This is a genomic window from Proteus sp. STS61-E, from assembly GCF_040932335.1.
Classification (GTDB): Bacteria; Pseudomonadota; Gammaproteobacteria; order Enterobacterales; family Enterobacteriaceae; genus Proteus; species Proteus mirabilis_B.
Window position 1 is genome coordinate 1,100,638 of sequence record NZ_JBFQGE010000001.1, and the last position, 25,616, is coordinate 1,126,253.

27 protein-coding genes and 1 other annotated feature are annotated in these 25,616 nt (G+C 37.8%); of the genes, 4 read left to right on the plus strand and 23 right to left on the minus strand.

The window, feature by feature from the left end; genetic code table 11:
- The first annotated feature begins 362 nt into the window (after nucleotides 1–362).
- Nucleotides 363–731, plus strand: coding sequence for a helix-turn-helix domain-containing protein (locus tag AB4J89_RS05185; protein ID WP_069369334.1), 369 nt, complete (start codon nucleotides 363–365; stop codon nucleotides 729–731).
- Nucleotides 732–819: 88 nt separating this feature from the next.
- On the opposite strand, the gene AB4J89_RS05190 is transcribed toward AB4J89_RS05185, so the two are convergent.
- The 20 genes from AB4J89_RS05190 to AB4J89_RS05285 all read right to left on the minus strand — a co-directional run bounded on the left by AB4J89_RS05190 (nucleotide 820) and on the right by AB4J89_RS05285 (nucleotide 21,043).
- Entirely contained in the window at nucleotides 820–1,839 is a 1,020-nt protein-coding gene (locus tag AB4J89_RS05190) for a lipoate--protein ligase A (RefSeq protein WP_088495776.1), read from the minus strand.
- 77 nt (nucleotides 1,840–1,916) lie between these two features.
- A complete protein-coding gene (locus AB4J89_RS05195) occupies nucleotides 1,917–2,408 on the minus strand; it encodes a C40 family peptidase (protein ID WP_036937364.1) in 492 nt (163 codons plus the stop codon).
- Nucleotides 2,409–2,557: 149 nt separating this feature from the next.
- Complete coding sequence (arnF, locus tag AB4J89_RS05200) at nucleotides 2,558–2,956, minus strand: 4-amino-4-deoxy-L-arabinose-phosphoundecaprenol flippase subunit ArnF (RefSeq protein WP_270753044.1); 399 nt, start codon at nucleotides 2,954–2,956, stop codon at nucleotides 2,558–2,560.
- On the minus strand, nucleotides 2,953–3,294 hold the full coding sequence (gene arnE / locus AB4J89_RS05205) for a 4-amino-4-deoxy-L-arabinose-phosphoundecaprenol flippase subunit ArnE (RefSeq protein ID WP_088495778.1): 342 nt from the start codon (nucleotides 3,292–3,294) through the stop codon (nucleotides 2,953–2,955). The genes arnF and arnE overlap by 4 nt, the downstream gene beginning before the upstream one ends.
- Nucleotides 3,294–4,958, minus strand: coding sequence for a lipid IV(A) 4-amino-4-deoxy-L-arabinosyltransferase (gene arnT, locus AB4J89_RS05210; RefSeq protein ID WP_088495779.1), 1,665 nt, complete (start codon nucleotides 4,956–4,958; stop codon nucleotides 3,294–3,296). Before arnT ends, arnE begins: the two co-directional genes overlap by 1 nt.
- 7 nt (nucleotides 4,959–4,965) lie before the next feature.
- Entirely contained in the window at nucleotides 4,966–5,859 is an 894-nt protein-coding gene (gene arnD / locus AB4J89_RS05215) for a 4-deoxy-4-formamido-L-arabinose-phosphoundecaprenol deformylase (protein ID WP_088495780.1), read from the minus strand.
- Between the two features lie 9 nt (nucleotides 5,860–5,868).
- Nucleotides 5,869–7,851 (minus strand): bifunctional UDP-4-amino-4-deoxy-L-arabinose formyltransferase/UDP-glucuronic acid oxidase ArnA, encoded by a 1,983-nt coding sequence (arnA, locus tag AB4J89_RS05220; protein ID WP_088495781.1) that lies wholly within the window; start codon nucleotides 7,849–7,851, stop codon nucleotides 5,869–5,871.
- Nucleotides 7,851–8,831, minus strand: coding sequence for an undecaprenyl-phosphate 4-deoxy-4-formamido-L-arabinose transferase (gene arnC / locus AB4J89_RS05225; protein WP_088495782.1), 981 nt, complete (start codon nucleotides 8,829–8,831; stop codon nucleotides 7,851–7,853). Before arnC ends, arnA begins: the two co-directional genes overlap by 1 nt.
- A complete protein-coding gene (gene arnB, locus AB4J89_RS05230) occupies nucleotides 8,832–9,977 on the minus strand; it encodes a UDP-4-amino-4-deoxy-L-arabinose aminotransferase (protein ID WP_088495783.1) in 1,146 nt (381 codons plus the stop codon). It lies immediately after the preceding gene.
- Nucleotides 9,978–10,110: 133 nt separating this feature from the next.
- Nucleotides 10,111–10,860, minus strand: coding sequence for an ATP-binding cassette domain-containing protein (locus tag AB4J89_RS05235; RefSeq protein WP_088495784.1), 750 nt, complete (start codon nucleotides 10,858–10,860; stop codon nucleotides 10,111–10,113).
- A gap of 1 nt (nucleotide 10,861) precedes the next feature.
- Nucleotides 10,862–11,872, minus strand: coding sequence for a vitamin B12 ABC transporter permease BtuC (btuC, locus tag AB4J89_RS05240; protein ID WP_088495785.1), 1,011 nt, complete (start codon nucleotides 11,870–11,872; stop codon nucleotides 10,862–10,864).
- A gap of 381 nt (nucleotides 11,873–12,253) precedes the next feature.
- Nucleotides 12,254–12,550: an integration host factor subunit alpha gene (gene ihfA / locus AB4J89_RS05245; RefSeq protein WP_023582381.1), complete on the minus strand. Its 297-nt coding sequence runs from the start codon at nucleotides 12,548–12,550 to the stop codon at nucleotides 12,254–12,256.
- A 4-nt stretch (nucleotides 12,551–12,554) separates the two neighbouring features.
- Nucleotides 12,555–14,942, minus strand: coding sequence for a phenylalanine--tRNA ligase subunit beta (pheT, locus tag AB4J89_RS05250; protein ID WP_088495786.1), 2,388 nt, complete (start codon nucleotides 14,940–14,942; stop codon nucleotides 12,555–12,557).
- Nucleotides 14,943–14,956: 14 nt separating this feature from the next.
- The gene (pheS, locus tag AB4J89_RS05255) at nucleotides 14,957–15,940 is read right to left on the minus strand and encodes a phenylalanine--tRNA ligase subunit alpha (protein ID WP_023582383.1); all 984 of its coding nucleotides are present in this window, start codon (nucleotides 15,938–15,940) and stop codon (nucleotides 14,957–14,959) included.
- Between the two features lie 100 nt (nucleotides 15,941–16,040).
- Nucleotides 16,041–16,164 (minus strand) — a sequence feature (Phe leader region).
- Nucleotides 16,116–16,163, minus strand: a complete 48-nt coding sequence (gene pheM, locus AB4J89_RS05260) for a pheST operon leader peptide PheM (RefSeq protein ID WP_120655563.1) — start codon at nucleotides 16,161–16,163, stop codon at nucleotides 16,116–16,118. Its footprint overlaps the feature before it by 48 nt.
- 107 nt (nucleotides 16,165–16,271) lie before the next feature.
- On the minus strand, nucleotides 16,272–16,628 hold the full coding sequence (gene rplT, locus AB4J89_RS05265; RefSeq protein ID WP_006537111.1) for a 50S ribosomal protein L20: 357 nt from the start codon (nucleotides 16,626–16,628) through the stop codon (nucleotides 16,272–16,274).
- Between the two features lie 42 nt (nucleotides 16,629–16,670).
- Entirely contained in the window at nucleotides 16,671–16,868 is a 198-nt protein-coding gene (gene rpmI / locus AB4J89_RS05270; protein WP_006118955.1) for a 50S ribosomal protein L35, read from the minus strand.
- A gap of 94 nt (nucleotides 16,869–16,962) precedes the next feature.
- Nucleotides 16,963–17,502, minus strand: coding sequence for a translation initiation factor IF-3 (gene infC / locus AB4J89_RS05275; RefSeq protein WP_036937410.1), 540 nt, complete (start codon nucleotides 17,500–17,502; stop codon nucleotides 16,963–16,965).
- A 3-nt stretch (nucleotides 17,503–17,505) separates the two neighbouring features.
- Complete coding sequence (gene thrS, locus AB4J89_RS05280) at nucleotides 17,506–19,434, minus strand: threonine--tRNA ligase (RefSeq protein ID WP_023582384.1); 1,929 nt, start codon at nucleotides 19,432–19,434, stop codon at nucleotides 17,506–17,508.
- 268 nt (nucleotides 19,435–19,702) lie between these two features.
- Nucleotides 19,703–21,043 (minus strand): hypothetical protein, encoded by a 1,341-nt coding sequence (locus AB4J89_RS05285; protein ID WP_088495787.1) that lies wholly within the window; start codon nucleotides 21,041–21,043, stop codon nucleotides 19,703–19,705.
- 319 nt (nucleotides 21,044–21,362) lie between these two features.
- On the opposite strand from AB4J89_RS05285, the gene AB4J89_RS05290 reads away from it, so the two are divergent.
- Entirely contained in the window at nucleotides 21,363–21,803 is a 441-nt protein-coding gene (locus AB4J89_RS05290; protein ID WP_088495788.1) for a PACE efflux transporter, read from the plus strand.
- Nucleotides 21,804–21,807: 4 nt separating this feature from the next.
- Here the strand turns inward: AB4J89_RS05290 and AB4J89_RS05295 are convergent, their stop codons facing one another.
- Together AB4J89_RS05295 and AB4J89_RS05300 are read right to left on the minus strand one after the other, a co-directional pair.
- A complete protein-coding gene (locus AB4J89_RS05295; protein ID WP_088495789.1) occupies nucleotides 21,808–22,497 on the minus strand; it encodes an AraC family transcriptional regulator in 690 nt (229 codons plus the stop codon).
- A gap of 96 nt (nucleotides 22,498–22,593) precedes the next feature.
- On the minus strand, nucleotides 22,594–22,932 hold the full coding sequence (locus tag AB4J89_RS05300) for a tRNA-binding protein (RefSeq protein ID WP_088495790.1): 339 nt from the start codon (nucleotides 22,930–22,932) through the stop codon (nucleotides 22,594–22,596).
- A gap of 264 nt (nucleotides 22,933–23,196) precedes the next feature.
- Between AB4J89_RS05300 and AB4J89_RS05305 the strand changes: the two genes are divergently transcribed.
- Both AB4J89_RS05305 and AB4J89_RS05310 read left to right on the plus strand, forming a co-directional pair.
- On the plus strand, nucleotides 23,197–23,790 hold the full coding sequence (locus AB4J89_RS05305; RefSeq protein ID WP_088495791.1) for a GNAT family N-acetyltransferase: 594 nt from the start codon (nucleotides 23,197–23,199) through the stop codon (nucleotides 23,788–23,790).
- 99 nt (nucleotides 23,791–23,889) lie between these two features.
- Complete coding sequence (locus AB4J89_RS05310) at nucleotides 23,890–24,603, plus strand: MarC family NAAT transporter (RefSeq protein WP_088495792.1); 714 nt, start codon at nucleotides 23,890–23,892, stop codon at nucleotides 24,601–24,603.
- On the opposite strand, the gene AB4J89_RS05315 is transcribed toward AB4J89_RS05310, so the two are convergent.
- Nucleotides 24,600–25,271: a transglycosylase SLT domain-containing protein gene (locus AB4J89_RS05315; RefSeq protein ID WP_088495793.1), complete on the minus strand. Its 672-nt coding sequence runs from the start codon at nucleotides 25,269–25,271 to the stop codon at nucleotides 24,600–24,602. The genes AB4J89_RS05310 and AB4J89_RS05315 overlap by 4 nt on opposite strands.
- Nucleotides 25,272–25,616 lie beyond the last annotated feature (345 nt).

Here is a 25,616-nt window from a genome sequence, read left to right on the forward strand (position 1 = left end):
AGTTAAATAAATTGACTTTAAAATGCATCTTAATCAATGATTAGCTTCTATTTCGCACAAAAAAACATAACAAAGCTAAAAATAAAAGGTATAACAGAGCTATTAAGTTGAAAAAATAAATCAATAAATTCAACAAAGTAAAAGTCATACAAAATAACATTTTTAATCATAAAGATTCAATAAACTGAAGCTTACTTGAGCTATATAAGCTTTACCTATCGTTGTGATAATGATTATCAATCACGAAAAGCACTTTTTGCCTACCTGTTATTCTCCCCATGCTTAAAATAGATTATAAATAACATACGTTACTATTCTATTTACTTGGGCACTGTGTCCCCACCATTTTTGTGGGAGGTTTTATGGCTGAAAATGTCGTTAATGATATTCTGAAATGGTTAGAAACCCAGTTACAACGTAACGAAGGTATAAAAATCGATACGATTGCAAACAAAAGCGGCTACTCGAAGTGGCACTTGCAACGCATTTTTAAAGATTTTAAAGGTTGCACATTAGGCGAATATGTTCGTAAACGTCGCTTATTAGAAGCGGCTAAATCATTACAAGAAAAAGATATGTCTATTTTAGATATCGCTTTAATGTATGGCTTTAGCTCTCAAGCAACATTTACACGTATCTTTAAAAAGCATTTCAATACTACACCCGCTAAATTTAGAGAAAATGGCAAAATGCCAGATACTCATTGCTTTATGTCATGTGAAAATCACTAATCAATTTCACATCACATTATTCTTCATGAAAAAAACCAGCTCTTTTAGCTGGTTTTTGTTTTTTATTATTCTCTAGTATTGATAAAAATTACGCTATCGCTGCAACAAGCCATTCTTGAAGCTCATTAAGCTCTATTTTATTATTAGGATAAAGCATAATAAGTTGCTCAATAAGCCCTTTTAGAGACTCAGGTGTATAACGCTGCCCTACCAACATCTCGGATAATGCTTCTAATGGTGCGGGATCTAAACTATCTGTATATATTTGGCTTCTAATAACATTGCCACGCTCAATATCAAAATGCAGCTCAACACCACCCCATTTAAAACGGTTATCTAAAAGATGTGAAAATGCAGGAGCTTGCCCAAAATTCCATTCCCAACTACTTTGCTTAGCGAATGTTTCCTCAAAACCAGGTAAATCAGGTAGTTTTTGTGGTGATATAATCTCTGCTTCTACTCGCTCACCATAGTATTCAAAAAAGCTTTCAGTGATAGTTTCACAGAGTTTTTCATGGGTAATATCCGGTTTGAGTTCGACTAAATTAGCTACTCGGGAGCGTACAGAAGTGATCCCTTTAGCTTGGAGTTTTTTCGGATCTGGATTTAGATAATTAGCTAATCTAGATAAGTTAGCATTTATTAATAATGTACCATGATGGAAACCACGATCTTTAGTCTCTTTATAGGCTGAACCTGAAACCTTTCTTTCACCATCATCTTGGGGAACCACTAAATCGTTACGCCCTGACGCCGTAGCGTTAATGCCTGCCTTTAATAATCCATCAAGAATAATTTGTGTTGATATCGTTTTATTATACTCTGGCTTTCCCGCCATAAAGGTAAAACAGGTATTACCAAGATCATGAAAAACTGCACCACCACCACTTGAGCGACGGGCTAATTTCACACCATCTTCATCCATTTTACGAGTATTACACTCTTTCCACGGATTTTGTGCCCGACCAATAACCACCGTATTATCGTTACGCCAAAGGAAAAGCACACGTTGATCAGCGGGCATTTGTCTAAAAATACACTCTTCAACAGCAAGGTTAAACCAAGGATCATAAGACTCGGAAATTAACAGACGCAATTTGCCTGACATAAGGAATACCTATATGAAGAAAATAAGGTATAAGATAGCATAACTCTCAATATATTAGGCTGTTAAATGGCACGAAACTACAATCGGCGAGCTTGCCAAAATGTTTTTTTCCAATAGACATTATCAAGGGATGAACGAGTTACCCCTTTGCTAGTTGATGCGTGGATAAATGTATTATCAGTATCATAAATACCGACATGAAGCCCATTCTCACCACCGCCAGTTTTGAAGAAAACCAAATCACCCGGCATTAAATCACTTTTACTGATTTGTGTACCATATTTGGTTTGATCAATGGTCATTCGTGGAAGTTTTATATCAAAACGATCACTGTAGGTTTTATACACAAAACCTGAGCAATCAATGCCAGAAGGTGTCATTCCACCATAGCTATATGGCGTACCATACCATTGCTCAAGTTGCGACTTCAATTGCACTATCACCATGATAGGATCGGAAAGTTGTGTCTTTAAGGGGGGTGCTGGTGGAATACGCTTCGACGGGCTAGATGAACACCCAGCCAGTAGAATAATACAGAGTAAGAAAGGATAGAAAACAGACTTTCTCATTATATCCACCATTATTGTTACCATAGATTTTAAAATCTATCTGCTTTTTTAAGCAAAAACAAGTTATTGAAGATGAATGAGTGATGATTAGTAGAATAAATCGCACAATTAACAACAAGGATCAGAAAATAAATTTTATAATCATTAAGTTAGTGTGATTGTGTCTCTTTCGTTTTTTGGCTTATTAACCAAACACCGACCATGATAAACGCCACACCTGCTGTTTTTGTCCATGATGGTGTTTCTTGAAACCAAGGTAACATCACCGCAAGAATATAAACAAACACATAGCTCAAACTGATCAGGGGATAGGCTTTATTTAAAGGAATGGTGCGCAAAGTGAATAGCCAGCAAACCATAGAAAGGACATAGCCTACAAGACCAGCAAACACGATAGCAAGTGGCGTTATATTTGCCCATAACCATGTGAAATCAAACCATTGTTTTTCTAGCTGTAGCTCCGGTAGTTCAGACATGCCAAACTTTAACAACAATTGAGCGACTGTCACTAATAGCGCGCTTCCAATTGCCCATAAATAGCCTTTCATGCTTGCATACTCATTAATACAATGCCAACCATAATTGACGCGATACCAATCCAATGTTTCACATTAACAGGCTCTTTATAAACAAACTGACCAATTAATGTCACCACAATAAAATTGATGCTTAACATAGGATAAGCAATACTTAGCGGAAGAATTTGTAATAACCGTAACCAAAAAAGCATCCCCAAACCAAGCATTGCAATGGCAACAAAAAGCCAGAAAATTGTTTTTCTGGCTTTTGTTAATGAGTCACTCTGCCAACTAACCACCGCTTGTTTTTGACACACCTGTCCTATGCAGGTCAAAAAACTCACGATTAGCAATAAAACAAATGACATTAATTACGCTTCTCATAAGTTAAAATAGCAACTCGATGGTTTGTCACCAACTCTTCAGGCCTTGGCAATTGTGCTAATTTCTTAGGATCTTTAAACGTAATAACAACTGAAACACGACCTTCCTTTCTTGCTTCTTCTAACCACTGAGCAAAATTGTCAGGTTTAATTAATTTATGCTGAGAATCTGGATACTCTTCAACACCATAAGTTAATTCGCCAGTTCTTTCATAAAGATAGATATCGCTACGTTGTAATTCCCACGCTAATCCCGCGCCAATACCTACACTATTACTCACAATGTATTTGCTTGTGTTTAACGTCTCTATATTTTGGCGAATAAACTCTTGAGGTAATTTGCTATCTACGCTGCTATTCGGTATTGCTTGGCCGATACATAAGCTTACGCCTAATGAACAAGACGCCGCCCATAACCAGTGTTTTCCATTAAGTGTAGAGCAAAGATAACCAATAATGCCCCATAATGAGAATGCCACTATAGCTAATACCCATTTAGACCATTCATATGGCATATAAATAGGTTTTGAAGAAGCGAGTTGGATAACTAAAATAGCGATAACAACAGCAACACCAATAAAGATATTAATATAACCGTTAATACGTAGCGCTTTCATTCTAAATTTGCGGGCACAATCTACGCCATATTTCGCCATTAACATTGCTAGTGGTGCCATAAATGGCAACATATAAGTCGGTAACTTACCTTTCGCAATACTAAAAAATAAGAACGGAACAACAAACCAGCATAATAAGAAGAATAATTCCGGACGTTTACGTCTTTTCTTCCAAGCTCCCATTAATGCGCCTGGGAGTAGTCCAAGCCAAGGGATCACACCTAATAAAACAACGGGGATATAGTACCAAAATGGAGAACTATGCTGAGCATCTTCACCCGAAAAACGCTGAATATGTTCAACCCAGAAGAAGTAATGCCAATAATCAGGTTCTGCTTTTGCCACAGCTAATGCCCACGGCAAACTGATTAATGCTGCACTAAATACGGCAAGTAAGCCATAGAGCAACATTTGCGTAAATTGTTTTTGATACAGTGTGATAGGTATCATGACAATGACCGGAATAGCTAATGCTAAAAATCCTTTGGTCATAAATGCCATACCACAGGCAAGCCCTAATGTTATCCACGCCAATATTCGTGTTTTGACTGTGGTGGCTTTAAGTGCCCAAAAACAGCAAACCATACTGGCGGTAACCCAAAGTGCCAACATAGGATCTAATACACTGTAAGTGCCTACGCTAAACACTAAGAACATGGACAAATAGATTAAACTAGAAACAAAAGCGACTTGGCGGTTACGCCACATCATTCTTGCCAATAAATAGACAAGTAATGTGCTTAAGAGAATAGAAATAACAGAGCCAAAACGCACAGCAAAGTTGGTATGACCAAAAATTAATTGGCTAACATTATTGATCCAATAACCTGCTACGGGTTTCTCAAAATAGCGAATATCGAGCATATGAGGAACAATCCAGTTCCCGCTCACCACCATTTCACGGCTAATTTCCGCATAACGGGTTTCATCTGGTTGCCATAATAACCGGCTGTTCAATGGAAATAAGTAGGTAAGAACAAAAAAAAGAGCCAAGAGGATGGCCCCGATTTTACTCGCCCGGTTATTCAACATAGTTTCGTTAGACCTCTTGTTGGCACCCTAACCAGCCTTCTCGACCTGGAAAGTCAGATCGAACAACTTTACCCATCGGAAGCGTTTCTTTATCTTGTGGTAATAAATCGCTTAACGGACAGAATTCGATGCCTTCATTTGCAATCATTGCCAGTAACTGCTCAAATTGAGCGGCTTTTGACATTCCTTCAACTTCGGTGTGGATAGTATAAACAGGTATTCCACTGTCTTTTTTGATTTCATCAATAATAAATTGATTAAAATCTTCATCCTTTACCTTTGTACCAACCACTTCATCATAAGTTGGTAATGTTACTGGAATTTGCACCGTACCGATAGAACCATTTTCTAAAATAGGTCTAAAAGGATGCGTTCCTCGACAATCGCTATTGTAATCGAATTGAAAAGTTTCTTTAACTGTTAATACGCGTTCATCTGCTCGCCATCCAGCAACTGCCGAACATTTTACAGGGTTTTCAAGTGCTTTTTCCAGTGCTTCAACACCTAAACGAACTTGTTGCATTAATTCTTCTGTTGACCAACGCCCGACTTTTGCCTGCCAACCTTGATGATCCCATGAATGCAAGCCAACTTCATGTCCCGCATCTTGGGCTTCTTTCATCAAATAACCTAAATTTTTAGCAATTTTTTTGCCCGGCCATGCTGTTCCTGCTAATAAAATATCTAAGCCATAAAGTGATGCCGCATTCGATCTCAGCATTTTCCATAAAAATTTTGGCTTTAAAAGGCGCCATAAATGACGCCCCATATTATCTGGACCAACACTAAAGAAGAAGCTGGCGTGAATGTTATGTCTGGCAAATACATCCAGCAGTTGTGGAATACCTTGTTTCGTTCCTTGATAAGTATCCACATCAACTCTCAAACCAACTTTCTTCATTATTTATTCCTATTTAGTGCCTAATTCTTCAACTGCACCACGTAAGAAGAAATCTAATGTTTCTTCTACTGTTTGGCGAGTTTCAATACTTGGTTTCCAATCCAATAAACGCTCTGCATTTTTAATGCTTGGCTTACGGTGTTCAACATCTTGGTAGCCTTTACCATAGTAACTGCTACTTTCAATTTTCTTGAAGCCTGCAAATGGAGGGAAATGACCACGTAACTCATGTTTTTCGAAGCAATCTAACAGCATTTCTGCTAATTCGCGAATACTTGCTTCGTTAGTTGGGTTACCGATATTAATAATTTGACCATCACATTTGTTATCACGGTTTTCAATAATACGGAATAAAGCTTCAATACCGTCATTGATGTCAGTGAAACAACGTTTTTGCTCACCACCATCAACCAATTTAATTGGTGAACCTTCAACTAAGTTCAGAATTAATTGTGTGATTGCACGAGAGCTACCGATACGCGCTGAATTTAAGTTATCTAAACGAGGACCCATCCAGTTAAATGGACGGAACAACGTAAATTTCAGACCTTCTTTGGCACCATAAGCCCAAATAACTCGGTCTAATAACTGTTTAGATACAGAGTAAATCCAACGTTGTTTATTGATTGGACCAACAATCAGACGTGAATTATCTTCGTCAAATTCTTTATCATCACACATACCATAAACTTCTGATGTGGATGGGAAAATAATACGTTTATTATATTTAACACAATAACGTACAATTTTTAAGTTTTCTTCAAAGTCTAATTCAAATACACGTAATGGATTACGGGTATATTCAATAGGTGTTGCAATAGCAACTAATGGCAGAATAACGTCACATTTTTTAATATGGTATTCAATCCATTCTGTATGAATACTCACGTCACCTTCAATAAAGTGGAAACGTGGATTTCCAATAAAGCGTTCAATTGCAGAAGAACCGATATCCATACCATAGATATCATAGTTATCATCTTTTAATAGACGTTCTGTTAGATGGTTACCAATAAAGCCATTCACACCTAAAATCAGAACACGTTTGCGACGTTTAACTTGTGCAGTTGCTTTTGGTCCAACGAGAACATCAGTCACAATACCCATTTCAGCCGCTAAACGACTTCCTTGAACATAAAGACCATTTTCACTTTGACCAGTAACAACTTCAATTGCACCTTTCGCACACGCAATCACTAAAGGCTCTGTTGAAATAACAGTACCCGGACGTTTTCCTTGATTATCAGCAACAGCGCGTGAACGCCAGATAATCATTTTACGTTCACCCAAGAAAGTAAATGCACCTGGGTATGGTTCTGTAACAGCACGCACTAAGTTGTGAACTGTTTTTGCATCTGCATTCCAATCGATTAAACCATCATCAGCGCAACGACGGCCAAAATACGTTGCTTGGCTTTCATCTTGTGCAGTTGTTGAATAATCACCTGATGCAATATGTGGTAATGCGCTAGAAAGTAACTTATCAGCAGCTTCTCTTACTTTTTCATGTAAAATCAGAGAGGTATCATTATCTGCGATAATAACTTTTTCTTGAGCTACGATATCACCCGCATCAGCTTTCGCTGTCATTTTATGCAGAGTAACACCCGTTTCTGTTTCACCATTCACAATCGCCCAGTTAATTGGTGCGCGACCACGGTATTTTGGTAATAAAGAGCCGTGTAAATTAAATGCGCCTTTAGGTGCCAAATTCAGGATCTCATCACTTAACATGTGACGATAATAGAAAGAAAAAATGACATCAGGTTTCATTTCACGAATACGTTCAATCCACAATGGGTGATTGACATTTTCAGGTGCAAATACTGTCAATCCCATTTCTGCACTCACGCGAGCAACAGATGAGAAGAAATGATTTTCATTAGGATCGTCAGTGTGGGTAAATACAGCCTGAATATCATAACCTGCTTTTTCAAGTGCTTTTAAACCAACACAGCCAATATCGTGATAGGCAAATACTATTGCTTTCATTAGTCTTTTTCCTGATCTTCGTTGGGTTTATTAACGCCAACCACTTTTTGGATAAAATACCGAGGACGCGCTCTTACATCATTATAAATCCGGCCTATATATTCACCTAATAAGCCCATTGCAACGAACTGCGCACCGATAAACATAAATAAGATTGCGAAAAGCGTGAATACACCTTCAGCGGCCCACATTGCACCGAAAATAATACGCAAAACAATAAGAAGTAATGCTAAAACAAAGCCAGAAACAGCGATAACACTGCCGACAATGCTTAATAAACGTAATGGCGCTGTGGTAAGACAAGTTAATAGGTCGTACATTAAATTAATAAGCTTTAAAAAGCTGTATTTTGAATCGCCATATTCACGCTCTGCGTGAGCAACATCGATTTCAATAGTACGACGAGCGAATGTGTTCGCAAGAATGGGAATAAACGTACTTCTTTCGTGACACTGTAACATCGCTTCAACAATGTGGCGACGATAAGCACGTAACATGCAACCGTAGTCTCCCATAGAGCGACCCGTTGCTTTAGTGATCATTGAGTTGATCATTTTTGAAGCAGTTTTGCGAAACCATGAATCTTGACGATTACGCCGGCGAGTCCCGACAACGTCATACCCTTCTTCAGCCGTCGAGACAAGTCTTGGGATCTCTTCAGGTGGGTTTTGTAAATCAGCATCCAATGTGATCACTAAATCACCATCAGCCTGATTAAAACCCGCCATAATTGCGGAGTGTTGACCGTAATTACGGTTTAAAATAATTGCAATAACGTGATTTTCTTCAATTGCAGCCGCTTCTTCCAACATCTTAGCTGAATTGTCACTACTACCATCATCAACAAGGATCAGTTCATATTCTTGTTTTAATTGTTTACAGCTCTTAATTGTACGTTCTAAAAGCTGAGGAAGGCTCTCTTCCTCGTTATAAACGGGGATTACAACCGATACTTTCTTGATTTCATCAAATGTTGACACTTAAATATGCTCCGAAAGAATTTCATTGATCGCATCTACAACGCGAATAACATCTTCATTACTCATATCAGGAAACAGCGGCAGCGAGCATAACGTTGCAGAGTTCCATTCTGATTGAGGAAGGGATAAAGCAGGATAGCGCTCACGATAATATTTTTGTGTGTGCGCAGCACGGAAATGAAGCCCTGTACCAATGTCTTTTTGCTTCAATTTCTCCATAAAGGCATCACGATCGATGCCACAGGCATTTTTATCGACTCTCACCATAAATAGGTGATTTGCATGCAAATGTGAATATTCAGGGACACTCAGCATTTCTAATGGAGAGTCTTTGAGCTTTTCACGATACAGTGCAACTAATTCAGTACGTTTAGCATTCATTTCATCTAAACGCCCTAATTGCACCACAGCAATCGCTGCGTGAATATCAGATAAGTTGTATTTGTAGCCAGGTTCAACAACTTCTGCTTGAGGCTTACGACCTTGAATTTGTCTATCAAAGGCATCAACCCCTAAACCATGGAATTTTAAGCAACGTACTCTATTAGCTAATTCGTCATTATCAGTAACAACCAATCCGCCCTCTGCACAAGTTACGTTCTTAATTGCGTGGAAAGAGAAAATAGAGGTTCCTTTTTCACCAATCCATTCATTTTTATAGCGAGTACCAATAGCATGTGCAGCATCTTCAATCAGAGGAATTCCCGCCTCTTCTGCAACCTTTCTTAAGGCATCAAGATCGCAAGGTGCACCGGCATAATGAACCGGAATAATTGCTTTTGTTCTAGGTGTAATCGCTTTTTTGACATCTTCTGCACTCACCATCAAAGTATCACGGTCAACATCAATCATTACAGGCTTTGCACCAAGTAACGTAATGATATTCATCGTTGAAACCCAAGTTTGTGATGGTGTGATAACTTCATCACCAGCGCCAATTCCCATCGCCATTAAAACAACATGCATACCCGCAGTGGCAGAGCAAATTGCGATAGCGTGTTTGCTACCAAATTTTTCACAAAAATCTTGCTCTAATTGATGATTTTGAGGGCCTGTTGTAATCCAACCTGAACGCAGTACATCCTCAACGGCTTTGATTTCTTCATCGCCAATCGCAGGGCGAGAGAAAGGAAGGAAGTGACTCATAAAAATGTAGCCTAATTAATGAATGAATAAAAAACAATTATATACAAACTATTGTTCACCGGCATCCGTCTTATTAAGAAAACATTAAAAAAACCTTAATAATTACTTGGGGATAAGCTTAACAACAGTCATATTATTGCAAAACCTGCCAATCAATATGATCAACATCATTGATGCACTTGATATTTGTATTAAATGTAGTTGATAATAATTTTTCGTCCAATAAGAGTGCAGATGCGCCAGAATTAACCAAATATCCATTTTTTATGAGCCAAACTCTGTCTGCTTTTTGATGGGAATGATTCAAATTATGCGTACTCATAATAACAGCGCCACCTTGTTGGCAAAACTTATCAACCCACTTGTCCAAAATCGCCAACTGTACGACATCTAAATTATTAGTTGGTTCATCAAGTAACATTAATTTCCCTTTTAAATCATAACTTGACCATAATTGGATAAATGCGCCAACAATTCTGATCCTCTGCCATTCGCCTCCCGATAAATGATGAATATTTTTTGACAATAACTTGTCAATTTTAAAATCATTTAACAGCATATTTAACTGCTGAATATCCATTTTCGACAATTTGTGATATAGCGAGAGATAATGAAAAACAGACATAAATGACAAAGCTTCCAATTGTTGTATAACAATGCTCTGCATTCTAGAAAGATCATCATATTTATAATGTCTTATTGAAGTTTCGTTTAGAATGATTTCTCCACTAAACGAAAACTCTCCTGCTATCGCCATTAAAAGCGTACTTTTTCCTGCGCCATTAGCACCAATTAAGTGGATACGTTCGCCATAACTTACTTGCTCTGTAAATGCGTTAAGTCGATCATCAACACTTAAATTATTAAGTTTAAGTAACGCCATATTACAAACGCCCCATCTCTTTGGTTGCCAATAACCAAATAAATAAAGGTGCACCAAGTGTTGCTGTAATCACACCTATCGGAACTTCTGCACCATTTAAAATCAAGCGAGATAGCAGATCAGCAAGCAATAACAATACGCCACCAGCAAGCGCACACGCGGGTAGTAACGTTTTATAATGGGTTAGCCCAGATAATCTTAATAAATGCGGTACAACAAGCCCTACAAAACTGATAGCCCCCGCTAAAGCAACGCTCAGCCCTATCAATAACCCAACGGCTAAAATAAACCAATTTCGCCATTGATTAACGGATATGCCTAATTGTTTTGCTCTAAATGAACCTAAAGATAAATAATTAAGAACATCAGCTTGTAGAATAAGGATCAAGAGAATAGGCATAAGAGCCCAAAATAAGATTTGATGACGCCAATCAATACCGCTAAAACTCCCCATCAGCCAATACATTAATTGCCTTAAATCCAAAGCCGAACTGAAATAAACCAACCAAGTCATTATTGCACTCGCCATAACGCCTAATGCCACACCAATTAATAATAACTGAGCATTAGACAGCTTTTTAATTCGAGTAAAAAACATTAATAAAATAGTAATTCCTAATGCACCAAATATCGCCGCACTGCTTATTAACCAATAGCTTAAACCTATTTGTAAAACAATAAGTAATACAACACACACTCCCGCACCACTGCTTACTCCTAATAACCCGGGCTCTGCAAGTGGATTTTGGAACAGAGCCTGCATAATAGCGCCCGCAATTGCCAAACTTGCACCAACAGTCACGACAGCAAGTATTCTCGGTAAACGGATCTGCCAAACAAATAAATAGGCATCATCTGTTAACCATTGATGTGGGAATAACGAAATCTCACCGACAGAGAGGGAAAAAATAAATAAGAAACATAATACTAATGCCATTAGAAACAGTTTTTTTCTGTCGTCAATGCGTTGTCTCTTGGTAAATTTAATCAGAGGATTAACTTCTTTATTCATTTCGTTCCCTATCCATGCAACAACGGTTCTTACTATTTTTATTTATAAAGTCATTTTTTAGCAACATAACATGTTCGCATTCAATGATGAAAAACTAAATTGAGAACATGCAAGCCCATCTCTAATAATGAAGAAAAAAACTAGGATTAACTATCACAGTATTGATGTAAATAAGAGATAAAAAGGAAGAGTCAAAATAAGAAATGAGAATAAAGAGGAAAGGTAATTAGACAATAAAAACATTCCATCTAAATAGAAATATCCATTCAGTCTATATTGATAAATATAAACACCCCAATACGGCTATCATCAAAATCAGATACAGATAAAAGTGATAAAAAAACGGCTTTCAAAGAAAGCCGTTTTGGATGTTTTTAAATCTTATTCTTTTGGTGTTGCGCTTTCAACCCGGCTTTTTAACTTTTGTCCTGGGCGGAAAGTAACAACACGGCGAGCTGTAATAGGAATGTCTTCCCCAGTTTTCGGATTACGACCTGGGCGCTGATTTTTATCACGTAGGTCAAAGTTTCCGAATCCAGACAGCTTCACCTGTTCCCCATTTTCAAGAGAACGACGCACTTCCTCAAAAAAGGATTCTACAAGGTCTTTTGCATCGCGTTTGCTAACACCAAGTTTTTCAAACAGATTTTCTGCCATTTCAGCTTTTGTAAGCGCCATAGGTCTAGTCCCTCAAGGATGCTTGGAATCGCTGTTTCAATGCTGCTACACAGTGACTTACTGTTGCAGCAATCTCATCTTCTTCCAGTGTATGCTCGATATCCTGCAAGATTATGCTAATAGCGAGGCTTTTATAGCCCTCTGCTACTCCCTTACCACAATACACGTCAAATAAGTTTATGCCAACTATTTGATTTCCGCCAACTTTCTTACATTCGGCTAAAATATCTTCTGCAGCAACATCATTCGGAACAACTACAGCGATATCTCTACGATTCGAAGGGTAACGAGAAATTGCTTTTGCTTGTGGTAAACTGCGATTTGCAATTGCATTCCAACGTATTTCGAATACTACCGTACGACCGTTTAAGTCAAGTTTACGTTCAAGCTCTGGATGAACAACGCCAATACAGCCAATATATTCATTTCTCAGATAAATCCCAGCACTTTGTCCCGGATGAAGTGCTGAATGACTAGCTGGTTTAAATGTAATTTCATCTAGCTGGCCTGTCAATTCCAGAATTGATTCAATATTACCTTTCAAATCAAAGAAATCAACAGTTTGCTTATCTAAATTCCAATGTTCTTCATAACGGTTGCCCGCGATCACACCAGCTAACATAAGTTCCTGACGTATTCCATATTCTGCTTGATTATCAGGAACAAAACGCAGACCTGCTTCAAATAACCTAACTCTAGATTGTTGACGGTTCTGATTATATACAGTTGTAGTCAATAATCCGGTTAATAGAGACAGTCTCATTGCTGACATATCCGCTGAAATTGGATTAGGCAGAATTAATGCTTCTTCATTTGGATGTAATAAAGATTGGATCTTAGGATCAACAAAACTATAAGTAATTGCTTCTTGGAAGCCATTATCTACTAGCATTGTTTTAACGCGTTTTAATGATAAGTTTGCTTCGCGATGATTGGTCATCACTAAATCAGCGCGTAATGGCACATCTGGAATATTGTTGTAGCCATAAATACGAGCAACTTCTTCAATTAGATCTTCTTCGATTTGAACATCGAAACGCCATGAAGGAACTGTTGCTAACCAGCCGTCATTTTCAACAGAAACTTTGAAACCTAAGCGAGTTAATGAGTCCAGAACTTGTGCATCATCAATCACGTGACCTAATAAACGGTCTAATTTTTTACGTGTTAGTTTGACTGGTGCAATATTTGGTAAATGTGCTTTATTGGTTACATCAATCACTTCACCAACTTCACCACCACAAATTTCTAGCAGTAATTTAGTTGCACGCTCAATTGCGTTGTATTGCAGCTCAGAATCAACGCCACGCTCAAAACGATGAGAAGCATCAGTATGTAAGCCATAACGACGTGCGCGGCCTGTGATGGATAATGGAGAGAAGAATGCACACTCTAAGAAGACATTTTTCGTATCTTCATTAACACCTGATGATTCACCACCGAAAATACCTGCCATACCCAATGCTTGTTTTTCGTCAGCAATAACTAATACATCATCTTTTAATGTGATTTCATTGCCATCAAGTAAAGTCAGTTTCTCACCATCTTTACCCATACGAACAACAACAGCACCTTCAACGCGATCAAGATCGAATGCGTGTAGCGGTTGACCCATTTCAAGTAGAATTAAGTTGGTAATATCAACAATTGGGTCAATAGAACGAATGCCACCACGGCGTAACTTTTCTTGCATCCATAAAGGTGTTTTTGCTTTCACATTCATATTGGTGAAAACACGACCTAAATAACGTGGACATGCTTCTGGTGCTTCAACACGGACAGGGAATGTTGCTGATGAAGTTGCCGCAACAGGCGACATATCAGGTACTTGGCATTCCATTTTGTTGATAACAGCGATATCACGAGCAACACCTAAAATACCTAAGCAATCTGCACGGTTTGGTGTAATGCTAATTTCAATCGCATTATCATTTAATTTTAAGTATTCACGAATATCCATGCCAATAGGTGCATCAGCAGGTAATTCAATAATACCTTCATGATTTTCTGAAATAGCTAATTCAGAAAATGAGCACAGCATACCTTCAGAAGGTTCGCCACGCAGTTTTGCTGCTTTAATTTTGAAATCGCCTGGTAATACAGCACCAACTGTTGCGACCGCAACTTTTAGACCTTGACGGCAGTTAGGTGCACCACAAACGATATCGAGTAATCTATCACCGCCTACGTTAACTTTCGTTACACGTAATTTATCGGCATTAGGGTGTTGTCCACACTCAACAACTTCACCTACAAACACACCGTGAAAATCGCCGGCAACAGCTTCAACACCGTCAACTTCAAGGCCAGCCATTGTCAGTTGTTCAGAAAGCGCTTCGCTACTAATCGCTGGGTTTACCCACTCACGTAACCAAAGTTCACTGAATTTCATGAGATAATCCCACCTTATTTAAACTGTTTGAGGAAACGAAGATCGTTTTCGAAGAATGAACGCAAGTCAGTGACACCGTAACGTAACATAGTCAGACGTTCCATACCCATACCGAACGCAAAACCTGAATAAACTTCAGGATCGATACCTACATTACGTAATACATTTGGGTGAACCATACCGCAACCCAACACTTCTAACCATTTGCCATTCTTACCCATTACATCGACTTCTGCTGAAGGCTCTGTGAATGGGAAATAAGAAGGACGGAAACGAATTTCCATATCTTCTTCAAAAAAGTTTTTCAGGAAATCGTGTAGTGTTCCTTTTAAATTGGTAAAGCTAATGTCTTTATCAACAATTAAGCCTTCAATTTGGTGGAACATTGGTGTGTGAGTCTGATCGTAGTCATTACGATATACGCGACCTGGTGCGATGATGCGAATAGGTGGCTGCTTATCTTGCATGGTACGAATTTGCACACCTGATGTTTGTGTACGCAGTAAACGTTTTGCATCAAACCAGAAAGTATCGTGGTCAGCTCTTGCTGGGTGATGTGCAGGAATATTCAACGCATCAAAGTTGTGATAATCATCTTCAATTTCAGGGCCAGATTCTACAGAAAACCCTAATTCGCCAAAGAAAGTTTCAATACGTTCAATTGTACGAGTTACTGGGTGTAGACCACCGTTTTCAATACGGCGACCAGGCAAAGATACATCGATTTTCTCAGCAGATAAACGTTCGTTTAATAATGCTGATTCAAGATAATCTTTACGAGTATTCAGCGCTTGCTGAACCTCTTGTTTAGCCTGATTAATGACAGCCCCTGCAGCTGGACGATCTTCCGCGGGTAAGTCGCGCAGCGTGGACATCTGAAGCGTTAAATGACCTTTTTTCCCCAAGTATTCAACACGAACCGAATCCAGCGCAGCAACATCCTGTGCCTCTTCGATAGCTGCTTTAGCTTGAGCAACGAGTTCAGCGAGATGTGGCATCGTTTCCTCTTCCTTTGACCTGATGAGGTCTATTAGTTGTTATCAATGATGACGAATAAAATTGCCCTTTTTGGTTTCTAACCCAGTATTGGGATCTGAAAACAAAAAAGCCTCCATATTGGAGGCTCAGGCGCTACTTTTCGTTTCTTTTCTTACGCGCAAAAGCCCCCTTGAATTAGGCGCTAAAGTAAAAAAAGAAACGGAAAAAAGCGATATTTAACATTGATAATGTCTCTTAAAATATTAACTTATTGAATTTATATCATTAAGCCACAAATTTAGACAAAATAAAAGAGGGAGAAAACTCCCTCTTCCATTGCTTAATAAATAATTAAGCCAGAGCACCTTTCGCTTTTTCAACTAAAGCAGCGAATGCTACTTTGTCGAATACAGCGATGTCAGCCAGAATCTTACGGTCGATTTCAATGGATGCTTTTTTCAGACCATTGATGAAACGGCTATAAGACATACCGTTCTGACGAGCTGCTGCGTTGATACGCGCGATCCACAGCTGACGGAACTGACGTTTTTTCTGACGACGGTCACGGTACGCATATTGACCAGCTTTGATTACAGCCTGGAAAGCTACACGATATACACGTGAACGTGCACCGTAATAACCTTTAGCTTGCTTTAAAATTTTCTTGTGACGAGCACGGGCGATAACACCACGTTTAGCACGAGCCATATTAAACTCCTAAATGTCTATATTCTGTTAAAAAAGTGATACTTATGCGTATGGTAAGCAAGCTACGACCAGACCTAAATCTCCTTTAGAGACCATGCCTTTTGGACGTAAATGACGTTTACGCTTAGTTGATTTTTTAGTCAGAATGTGACGGAGGTTAGCATGCTTGCGCTTGAAGCCACCACTAGCAGTTTTTTTAAAGCGCTTAGCTGCGCCGCGTACTGTTTTAATCTTTGGCATTTCTATAATCCACTTCGCATTGTTAATAACATAAAATAATAAGGCGAATAGCAATCAGCCTCTAAAGGCTGACGCTATTACTTGAATTGCCCGACTATTTCTTCTTCGGCGCTAACACCATGATCATCTGACGCCCTTCAATCTTATTAGGGAAAGATTCAACAGCAGCCAGTTCATCCAAATCTTCACGGATACGGTTAAGCATTTCCATACCGATTTGTTGGTGTGCCATTTCACGACCACGGAAACGCAGTGTGACTTTGGCTTTATCGCCATCTTCAAGAAAACGAATCAGGTTGCGTAGTTTGACCTGATAGTCGCCTTCATCTGTACCAGGACGGAATTTAACTTCCTTAACCTGAATAACTTTTTGTTTCTTTTTCTGTTCTTTGAGAGTCTTACTTTTCTCATAGAGGAATTTGCCGTAGTCCATAATACGACAAACCGGCGGCTCGGCATTAGGACTAATTTCTACTAAATCAGCACCTGCTTCCTCGGCTTTCTCAAGAGCCTCTTTCAGACTAACAACTCCAATCTGTTCGCCATCTAAACCTGTTAAACGAACTTCATGAGCGCGAATCTCACCATTGATGCGATTCTGACGCGTTGATTGAATTCTTTTTCCGCCTTTAATACCTTATTCCTCCAACTGATGAAGACTTCTGCTTCTAATTTCTTGCAGAAGCTTTTCTTTAAATTCGTTAACGTCGATACTGCCAAGGTCTTTTCCTCGACGAGTACGAACCGCCACTTTGCCTGATTCAACTTCTTTATCGCCACAGACAAGCATGTACGGAACACGACGTAAAGTATGTTCACGAATTTTAAAGCCAATCTTCTCATTTCTCAAGTCTGCTTTTGCACGAATTCCGGCATCTTGCAATTCTTTGACGAGTTTTTGTACATAATCAGCCTGTCCATCCGTGATATTCATCACGACAACCTGCTGTGGTGCTAACCAAGTTGGGAAGAATCCTGCGTATTCTTCTGTCAGAATACCAATAAAACGTTCTAAGGATCCTAGCACTGCTCGGTGTAACATAACAGGTACTTTACGCTCGTTGTTTTCGGCAACATAAGATGCGCCTAAACGACCTGGTAGTGAGAAGTCTAATTGTACTGTACCACACTGCCATGCACGATCTAAACAATCGTAAAGTGTAAATTCAATTTTAGGGCCATAAAACGCCCCTTCGCCTGGCTGATATTCAAATTCAATATTGTTATCAGTTAAGGCTTTTGCTAAGTCTGCTTCAGCAACATCCCATAATGCATCTTCACCGATACGTTTTTCTGGGCGAGTAGACAGCTTAACAACGATTTTTTCAAATCCGAAAGTAGAATATACATCATAAATCAATTTGATGCAGTCATTTACTTCACTTAAAATTTGTTCTTCAGTACAGAAGATATGCGCATCGTCTTGTGTAAAGCCACGAACACGCATTAAACCATGTAATGCACCTGATGGTTCATTACGATGGCAACTACCGAATTCAGCCATACGTAATGGCAAATCACGGTAAGAACGTAAACCTTGTTTGAAGATTTGTACGTGACCTGGACAGTTCATTGGTTTAATACAATATTCACGGTTCTCTGAAGATGTTGTGAACATGTTTTCTTTGTAGTTTTCCCAGTGACCTGTTTTTTCCCAAAGAACACGATCCATCATAAATGGACCTTTTACTTCTTGGTAATCATATTCTTTTAATTTACAACGTACAAATGTTTCTAACTCACGGAAAATAGTCCAGCCATCATTATGCCAGAAAGCCATACCCGGCGCTTCTTCTTGCATATGATATAAATCAAGCTGTTTACCAATTTTACGGTGGTCACGTTTAGCTGCTTCTTCTAAGCGATCTAAGTAAGCTTTTAACTGTTTCTTATCAGCCCAAGCTGTACCATAAATGCGTTGTAGCATTTTATTATCGCTGTTACCGCGCCAATATGCACCTGCGATTTTCTGTAATTTAAAGTTATGACAGAAACGCATGTTTGGAACGTGTGGCCCACGGCACATATCAACATATTCTTGGTGATGATAAAGACCTGGTTGAGAGTCTTGGCTAATGTTTTCGTCAAGAATAGCAACTTTATAGTCTTCACCACGAGAAACAAATGTTTCACGAGCTTCAGCCCAGCTTACGCGTTTTTTAATAACGTCATAATCTGTTTTCGCCAACTCTAGCATGCGTTTTTCTAGAGTGTCTAAATCTTCCTGTGTTAGAGAATGGTCTAAATCCACATCGTAGTAGAATCCATTTTCAATAACAGGACCAATCGCCATTTTGGTGTGTGGCCATAATTGTTTAATTGCATGTCCCAGTAAGTGGGCACAAGAGTGACGAATAATCTCAAGACCTTCATCATCTTTTGCGGTGATAATCGCCAGATTCGCATCATGTTCGATTAATTCGCAAGCATCCACCAGCTCACCATTAACACGGCCTGCAATACATGCTTTCGCAAGTCCAGGACCGATATCTGCAGCGACATCCATGACAGAAACTGCATTTTCAAATTGACGTTGGCTTCCGTCAGGAAGAGTAATAATTGGCATTTAAAATCCTTATTTACAGTGGTGACCCATACGCAAGATCACTTGTAAGCTTTTTATTTCATCTATATTCAGTACGTTACGACAAGTTCTCACTTTACCTCGCGAGGTTTGCACACAGTCATGTACGCATATTCATTTTATAAATATCCATAGCATCACTGAGCCTTATCGCAACTCAGGGGGGATATTATCACAGACAGTAAAGATTTATACATTTATCTGCCTATATTTCCCCAAGAAAACACGAAATGGAAACGACAAAAAAACCTCACTCATCACATTGTATTAATTGACTCGATACTCTTTTCTCTATCTCTTTTTTATCATCTATATTTTTGATGGCATAATTATATTCAAGATGTCGAAGTAAATAGCTAAAGCAGGTTTTTTCTTTGCTACGTTCATCAGCCAAATAATTATACCCATTGCATTGATAATTACTTGTATTTACTAGATTATTATCCAACATCGCTAAAATTAAGTTCTTACTTCCATTACTAAAAATAAAGGTGTTTATATCAAAAGGCATAACCCCTTTATCACAACCAGATGCGGATAATGCTGATGTATCCATAAGAATTTGAGTAAAGAGTTCAGGTTTTTTCTTTCCTTCATCAACAATATATTTAATGTCATCTTCAATGATTGCAAAACCTAATTTAATAAAAGGATCATTCTTATCGAGATATTTTTTAAGGTATTGAGCATATTGTAATCGGTGATTTCTTAATGCGTATATAAACTCTTTTCGATCAAAAATAATATAGTTTTTAAATTCAGGGCGTTGTTGAAGAATATAATCAATCTTTTTCGTATAATCATCAAAGGTGCCTATATACATTAATCCTTCTTGAAAAGTTTGTATTATGGTATTACCAAGTTCCTTTTTCTCTTCTTCTGTAAGAGTGCTATAAAATTTTTTATCGATAAATAAATCGACAACATTTTCATTCCATTCTGCTATTGAAAACTCTCTATCAAACAGCGGATAGTTAGTCGGTCTATAATATAAATAAAGAGATTCTGTCTTCTTATTTTGTTTTACACACTCAGTTAAAAACCAGAGTGATTTTTTATCAAATGTTTTTATTAAATCTGTGTTATAAAAAAATTCCACTTCAATGCTATAAGGATCAGGACAACTTCCTTTCCAAACTTTATCCAATGCTTCTAAATCACCTTTTTGTAACAGCTGAATAACTCTCTCTTTTTTATCTCCCATCATTTTTTGTGGAAAATAATATGAGTTATAAGCTAAGAATGACAATGTGAAGGCTATCCAATAGCCCACTATTTTAGGGTCTCTTTTTCTGACGATATGAAGATAAATAAATGGGAGACAGAAAAATAATAGACCTAGAAAAATAAATTGAGGATCATTGCTCTTAATAAGAGCAAGCTCTCCCTTTGAAACTAAAGTGGCATTAAAATAGAAAAATATATTAATTAATATTAAAATCAAAGAGAACAAGATGGATTTTTTTAGTGGAGGCTGGATATATTTTAATGCTGATATAACAACAAAAAAATAATAAACGGGAGCTAAATACAAAATGGCCATTGCAATAAAAAAGACAGCCATTATGAAAACAGCAATTTCACCACTCATAAGCATCCTTATTTTATATTAAGTAAATACACCTACACAATATATTCACTATTTTCCTATCTGCCCTTCATTTGTATAATCACATTATAGTGTGAGTTTTTCATTATTCTATGTTCTTCTTCATATTTTCTATCATAGATAATATTCATTATTTTAGCCGTAATCGTAGATGTGCCAAGTATCAAAAATATACTTATCACTTTGCAATTCATAACTAATTTCATTACCATCAGTCCCAATCAAGCGGAAACCGTGGCTTTAAAAATAACATTCTCTGGGGCGGGCCAGAACTTTCATTGTTAACATAAAGGTGTATAACGTGTTTTATCTAAAGCCCCGCCCTCGTAAATTGGTTTATGCTATTACCTTTGAAACTCTCGCCATTTTATTAAGCACTGTTTTACTGGCAATATTAAGCCAAAGCCAATCACATAATTCACTTCCCGTTGCAATCGCTGTTTCTGTTATTGCTCTGATTTGGAATTATATTTTTAATTCTTTCTTTGAATTAATTGAGTCAAAATTAGGGATCAAAAAACGCACAGTCATGGTACGACTTACCCATGCAATAAGTTTTGAATTAGGTCTATTCTTCTTTACCATTCCACTTTATATGTGGTGGTATAATGTAGGTTTTATCAAAGCGATAAGTATGGAAGTCACTATATTAGTGTTCTTCTTTATCTATACCTATTTATTTACGCTCGTTTTCGATAAATTATGTCCTCGTGTTTATTCGACAGAAAATAAAGTGGTGTAATGGCTTAATCCTGTCGATACTCAGTAGGACTTTTATTAAAGTATTGGCGAAATGCCTGACTAAATGCAGAGTGCGAGTCATACCCAACTGCTAGGGCTATATTTTCAATATTTACTGATGTGTATTTTAATAATTCAGCGGCTTTGCTAAGTCGCTGTTGCGTGACATATTGCATCACAGACACTCCCACCTCTGCTTTCATTTTTCGCTGTAATGTACTCGCTGATGTATTAAAAGCTAAAGCAATATCATGTGTTGTTAATGGTGTATGTAATTTATTCACTAGCCAAGCATCCAAACTATCGCGCCAACCTTTTTGTATTTCCATTTGAGCGAGTAATAAGCGCGTGATCGTGGAGTATTGATCTGGGGGTTGAGGATATTGATGTAGCCATTCCAATAACCCAATCGCTGCCGGTGACAATGCAAATTGCCCACCTTTCTCACTTAATTGCCATTGCGAGGTTGCAGGAAGTTCTAGAATAAGATTTTTATTATCTATATTGCCTGAAAAAGCATGATGAATGGTTGGAGGGATAATCAAGCAGTTTTGATTAGAAATCAGAAAGTCTTCTCGATTGAAATTGACTTCCATCGAACCCGAAAGCCCAAAAATAATCTGCCATAAATTATCATGCTGATGAGATACCGTCTCTTGTGTATAACATCGCAAATGCAATTGAGGTAATAACAAAAGACACTCCTTTATATCTATCCTGCTATTGAATAATTACTATATCAAAACTCAGCAGAACATCACTATTTAAGAGTGTCTTATCAAGATACTTATTTAGGCCAGACGAGAACCATTTGGTAAAGGTAAGTTAAACTCAGCCAATACAATTGCTCCCGTTTCATCAGGTGCCCCTGTAATTAAAACTTCAGATTTTATACCTGCAATGCGTTTAACTGGGAAATTACATACACATAAAATACGACGACCGACAAGTTCTTCGGGTGTATAGTTTACCGTAATTTGAGCACTTGAACGCTTTATACCTAATTCGCCCAAATCGACTTCCATAACATAAGCAGGTTTATTAGCTTTCTTATTTATTTCTGCACTAATAATCGTCCCTACTCTCATTTCTACACGTAAAAAATCATCCCATTCAATTAAATCTGTCATCTTTTTACCAATCTATTGTGTTTTCTGTTATATCACTATTACTGGATTATAGATTAACACGCATTATGCTTGCTCACCTGTGGTAAGGCAGTCATTCTCTGTTGAGAAACAATCACTCACATTCTTTTCTCTATTTTCATCATTCTGAATTTTACCTACTTTTTAATAACCGTTTAAATAACCATATCAATTCATAAATTTGTTATGTATAAAAAGTATTCTTAAGAAACGCATTGTTATTAACAACCCCAGAGAATATTTATTATGAAAAAGATAACAGAGTGGACAACACTGGAAGGAAAACTTGTACGTTTAGTACCTCTTAGCATGGAACATTATTCCGAACTTTATGAGCTAATTGAAAAAGATAGACCCGATGAACTTTGGTATACCACCGTTCCTTCAGTAACAGAATTACAACGCGATATTGAGCATAAGCTTCAGTTACAACAAAAAGGGCTAATGTTGCCTTTTTCCATTATTTCTAAAGCTGATAACCGTGTGGTCGGCATAACAACCTTTATGAATATTGATAATCAAACACCAAGATTAGAAATTGGTTCAACATGGTATGCCAAAGAAGTACAACGAACAGGAATAAACACAGAAGCTAAATATCTTTTACTTAAATATGCCTTAGAAGACTTGCAATGTATTGCTGTTGAATTTCGTACTCATATATTAAATCAGACTAGCCGTAGAGCGATTGAGCGACTTGGTGCAAAGCTGGATGGTATTTTGCGTAATCATAGATTAACAACAGATGGTCAAAAAAGAGATACTTGCGTTTATAGCATTACTGATTATGACTGGGGAGCGGTAAAAGTGCACTTAGAATGGCTTATGAAAAAATACTAATACACATTAAGAATATTACGAAGAAAATAACTTTTATCTCGTTTAATTTGTTATCATAATTACTCCTTAATTACCTGTTATTGGGAGCTTTTATATTCCATGCACTCTGTTTACCAGTTTTTTCAGGCTATCGGTCTTGGTCTTATTTTGCTTTTGCCTTTAACTAATCCATTAACGACTGTTGCTCTTTGGCTTGGCCTTTCAGGCAATATGACAAAGGAACAACGTAATCAGCAATCGTTAATGGCGTGTGTATATATTTTCCTCATTATGACCATCGCGTTCTATGCGGGACGGATCATAATGACAACCTTTGGTATTTCTATCCCCGGTCTTCGTATTGCAGGCGGAATGATAGTTGCCTTTATTGGCTTTAGTATGTTGTTTCCAAACACACCTAATGTCGACGATCCTATTTCAGACGATAACAATCCACATCGTAATCCCAAAGAGCCTAATATTGCCTTTGTTCCTTTAGCAATGCCAAGTACAGCAGGTCCCGGAACAATTGCAATGATAATCAGTACAGCAGCGTCAATCCCATCACGTACTGATATTGCACAATGGGTATTATATATCGCCCCTGTGACAACCTTCTTTTTAATTAGCGTTATCGTTTGGGTATCACTTCGTGGCTCCACCAGCATTATGAAGTATTTAGGCCACAGTGGTATTGACGCTATTTCTCGTGTAATGGGATTTTTATTAATCTGTATGGGCGTTCAGTTTATGATCAACGGTGTTCTTGAAATTATTGCTGATTTGCCTGCTTTATTAAAACAGGCTCAAGCAGCCGCTAATTTGCCAGATTAATTATCGCCCGCATGGTAAGCCGCTCTCACTTTTGCTAAATAGCGCGGCGCTTGAGAAGCCGGATGATTTTTTTCGACATAACGATAAAAATCATCCGCACTCATTGAATTAATTTTAGCGATAGCATTATTTCTATCTTTATCAAATGTTCTTAATAAAGCACCAGCGCCATTCACATAAGCAAGGATAGTGGCGTAATAAAGTGTTTCAGGATCGGCAATGCCAACAAGGTGGCGTTCTCTTAATAATTGAATATAGGCTGTACCTAAATCGATATTAATAGCGGGATCTTTTAATTGAGCTGTTGTTGGTTGCCCTGCCTTACCCCTATTTTGGTAAACATCTCTTCCCGCAGTCGATGCTTTAATTTGCATTAATCCAACTGCATTTGATTTGCTAATAACTTCAGGTCTAAAGTTTGACTCAACTTGGATAATCGCCTTAATTAATGTTTCATCGACATCGTAACGGTTTGATGCTTGTTGTATATGATTATCAAAAGGTGTTGATTTCCATTGTGCCGTTGAGATTGAAGCATTATTAACGCGGTTATTCACTGGTTTTTGGCTTAAAAAGCGTGATGTTTCTTTTTGAATAGGTTGACGAGCATGATCAGCACAACCAGCAAGAAGCAAAATTGCCAAAGAAAAGATGATTTTTACTTTCACGTTTTATCCTTTTGCATAAAGGGTTGTACAAGACATATTTATATATCAATGGGTTGTAGATATATTATTCTATTTTCACATAAAAATGCATGCTAAAATATGGCAAAGCGCGAGAAATAAATCAATCTATTACTACTTCTAGTGTGTGCGTTTTATCTCAAATCTACCCTATCCCTCAAAAATCCCTCAATTAGAATCGGAATATCTGCAGTAAATTTGGTGATATCTTCTCAAACGATGAATACGCATAATAACAATGTAAGAGTGACGTTTATCAATAACGATAAAAAACACAGAAGCATAATAAATACCAAGTTAATGAGAAAAATGAGCTTTTATTAATAA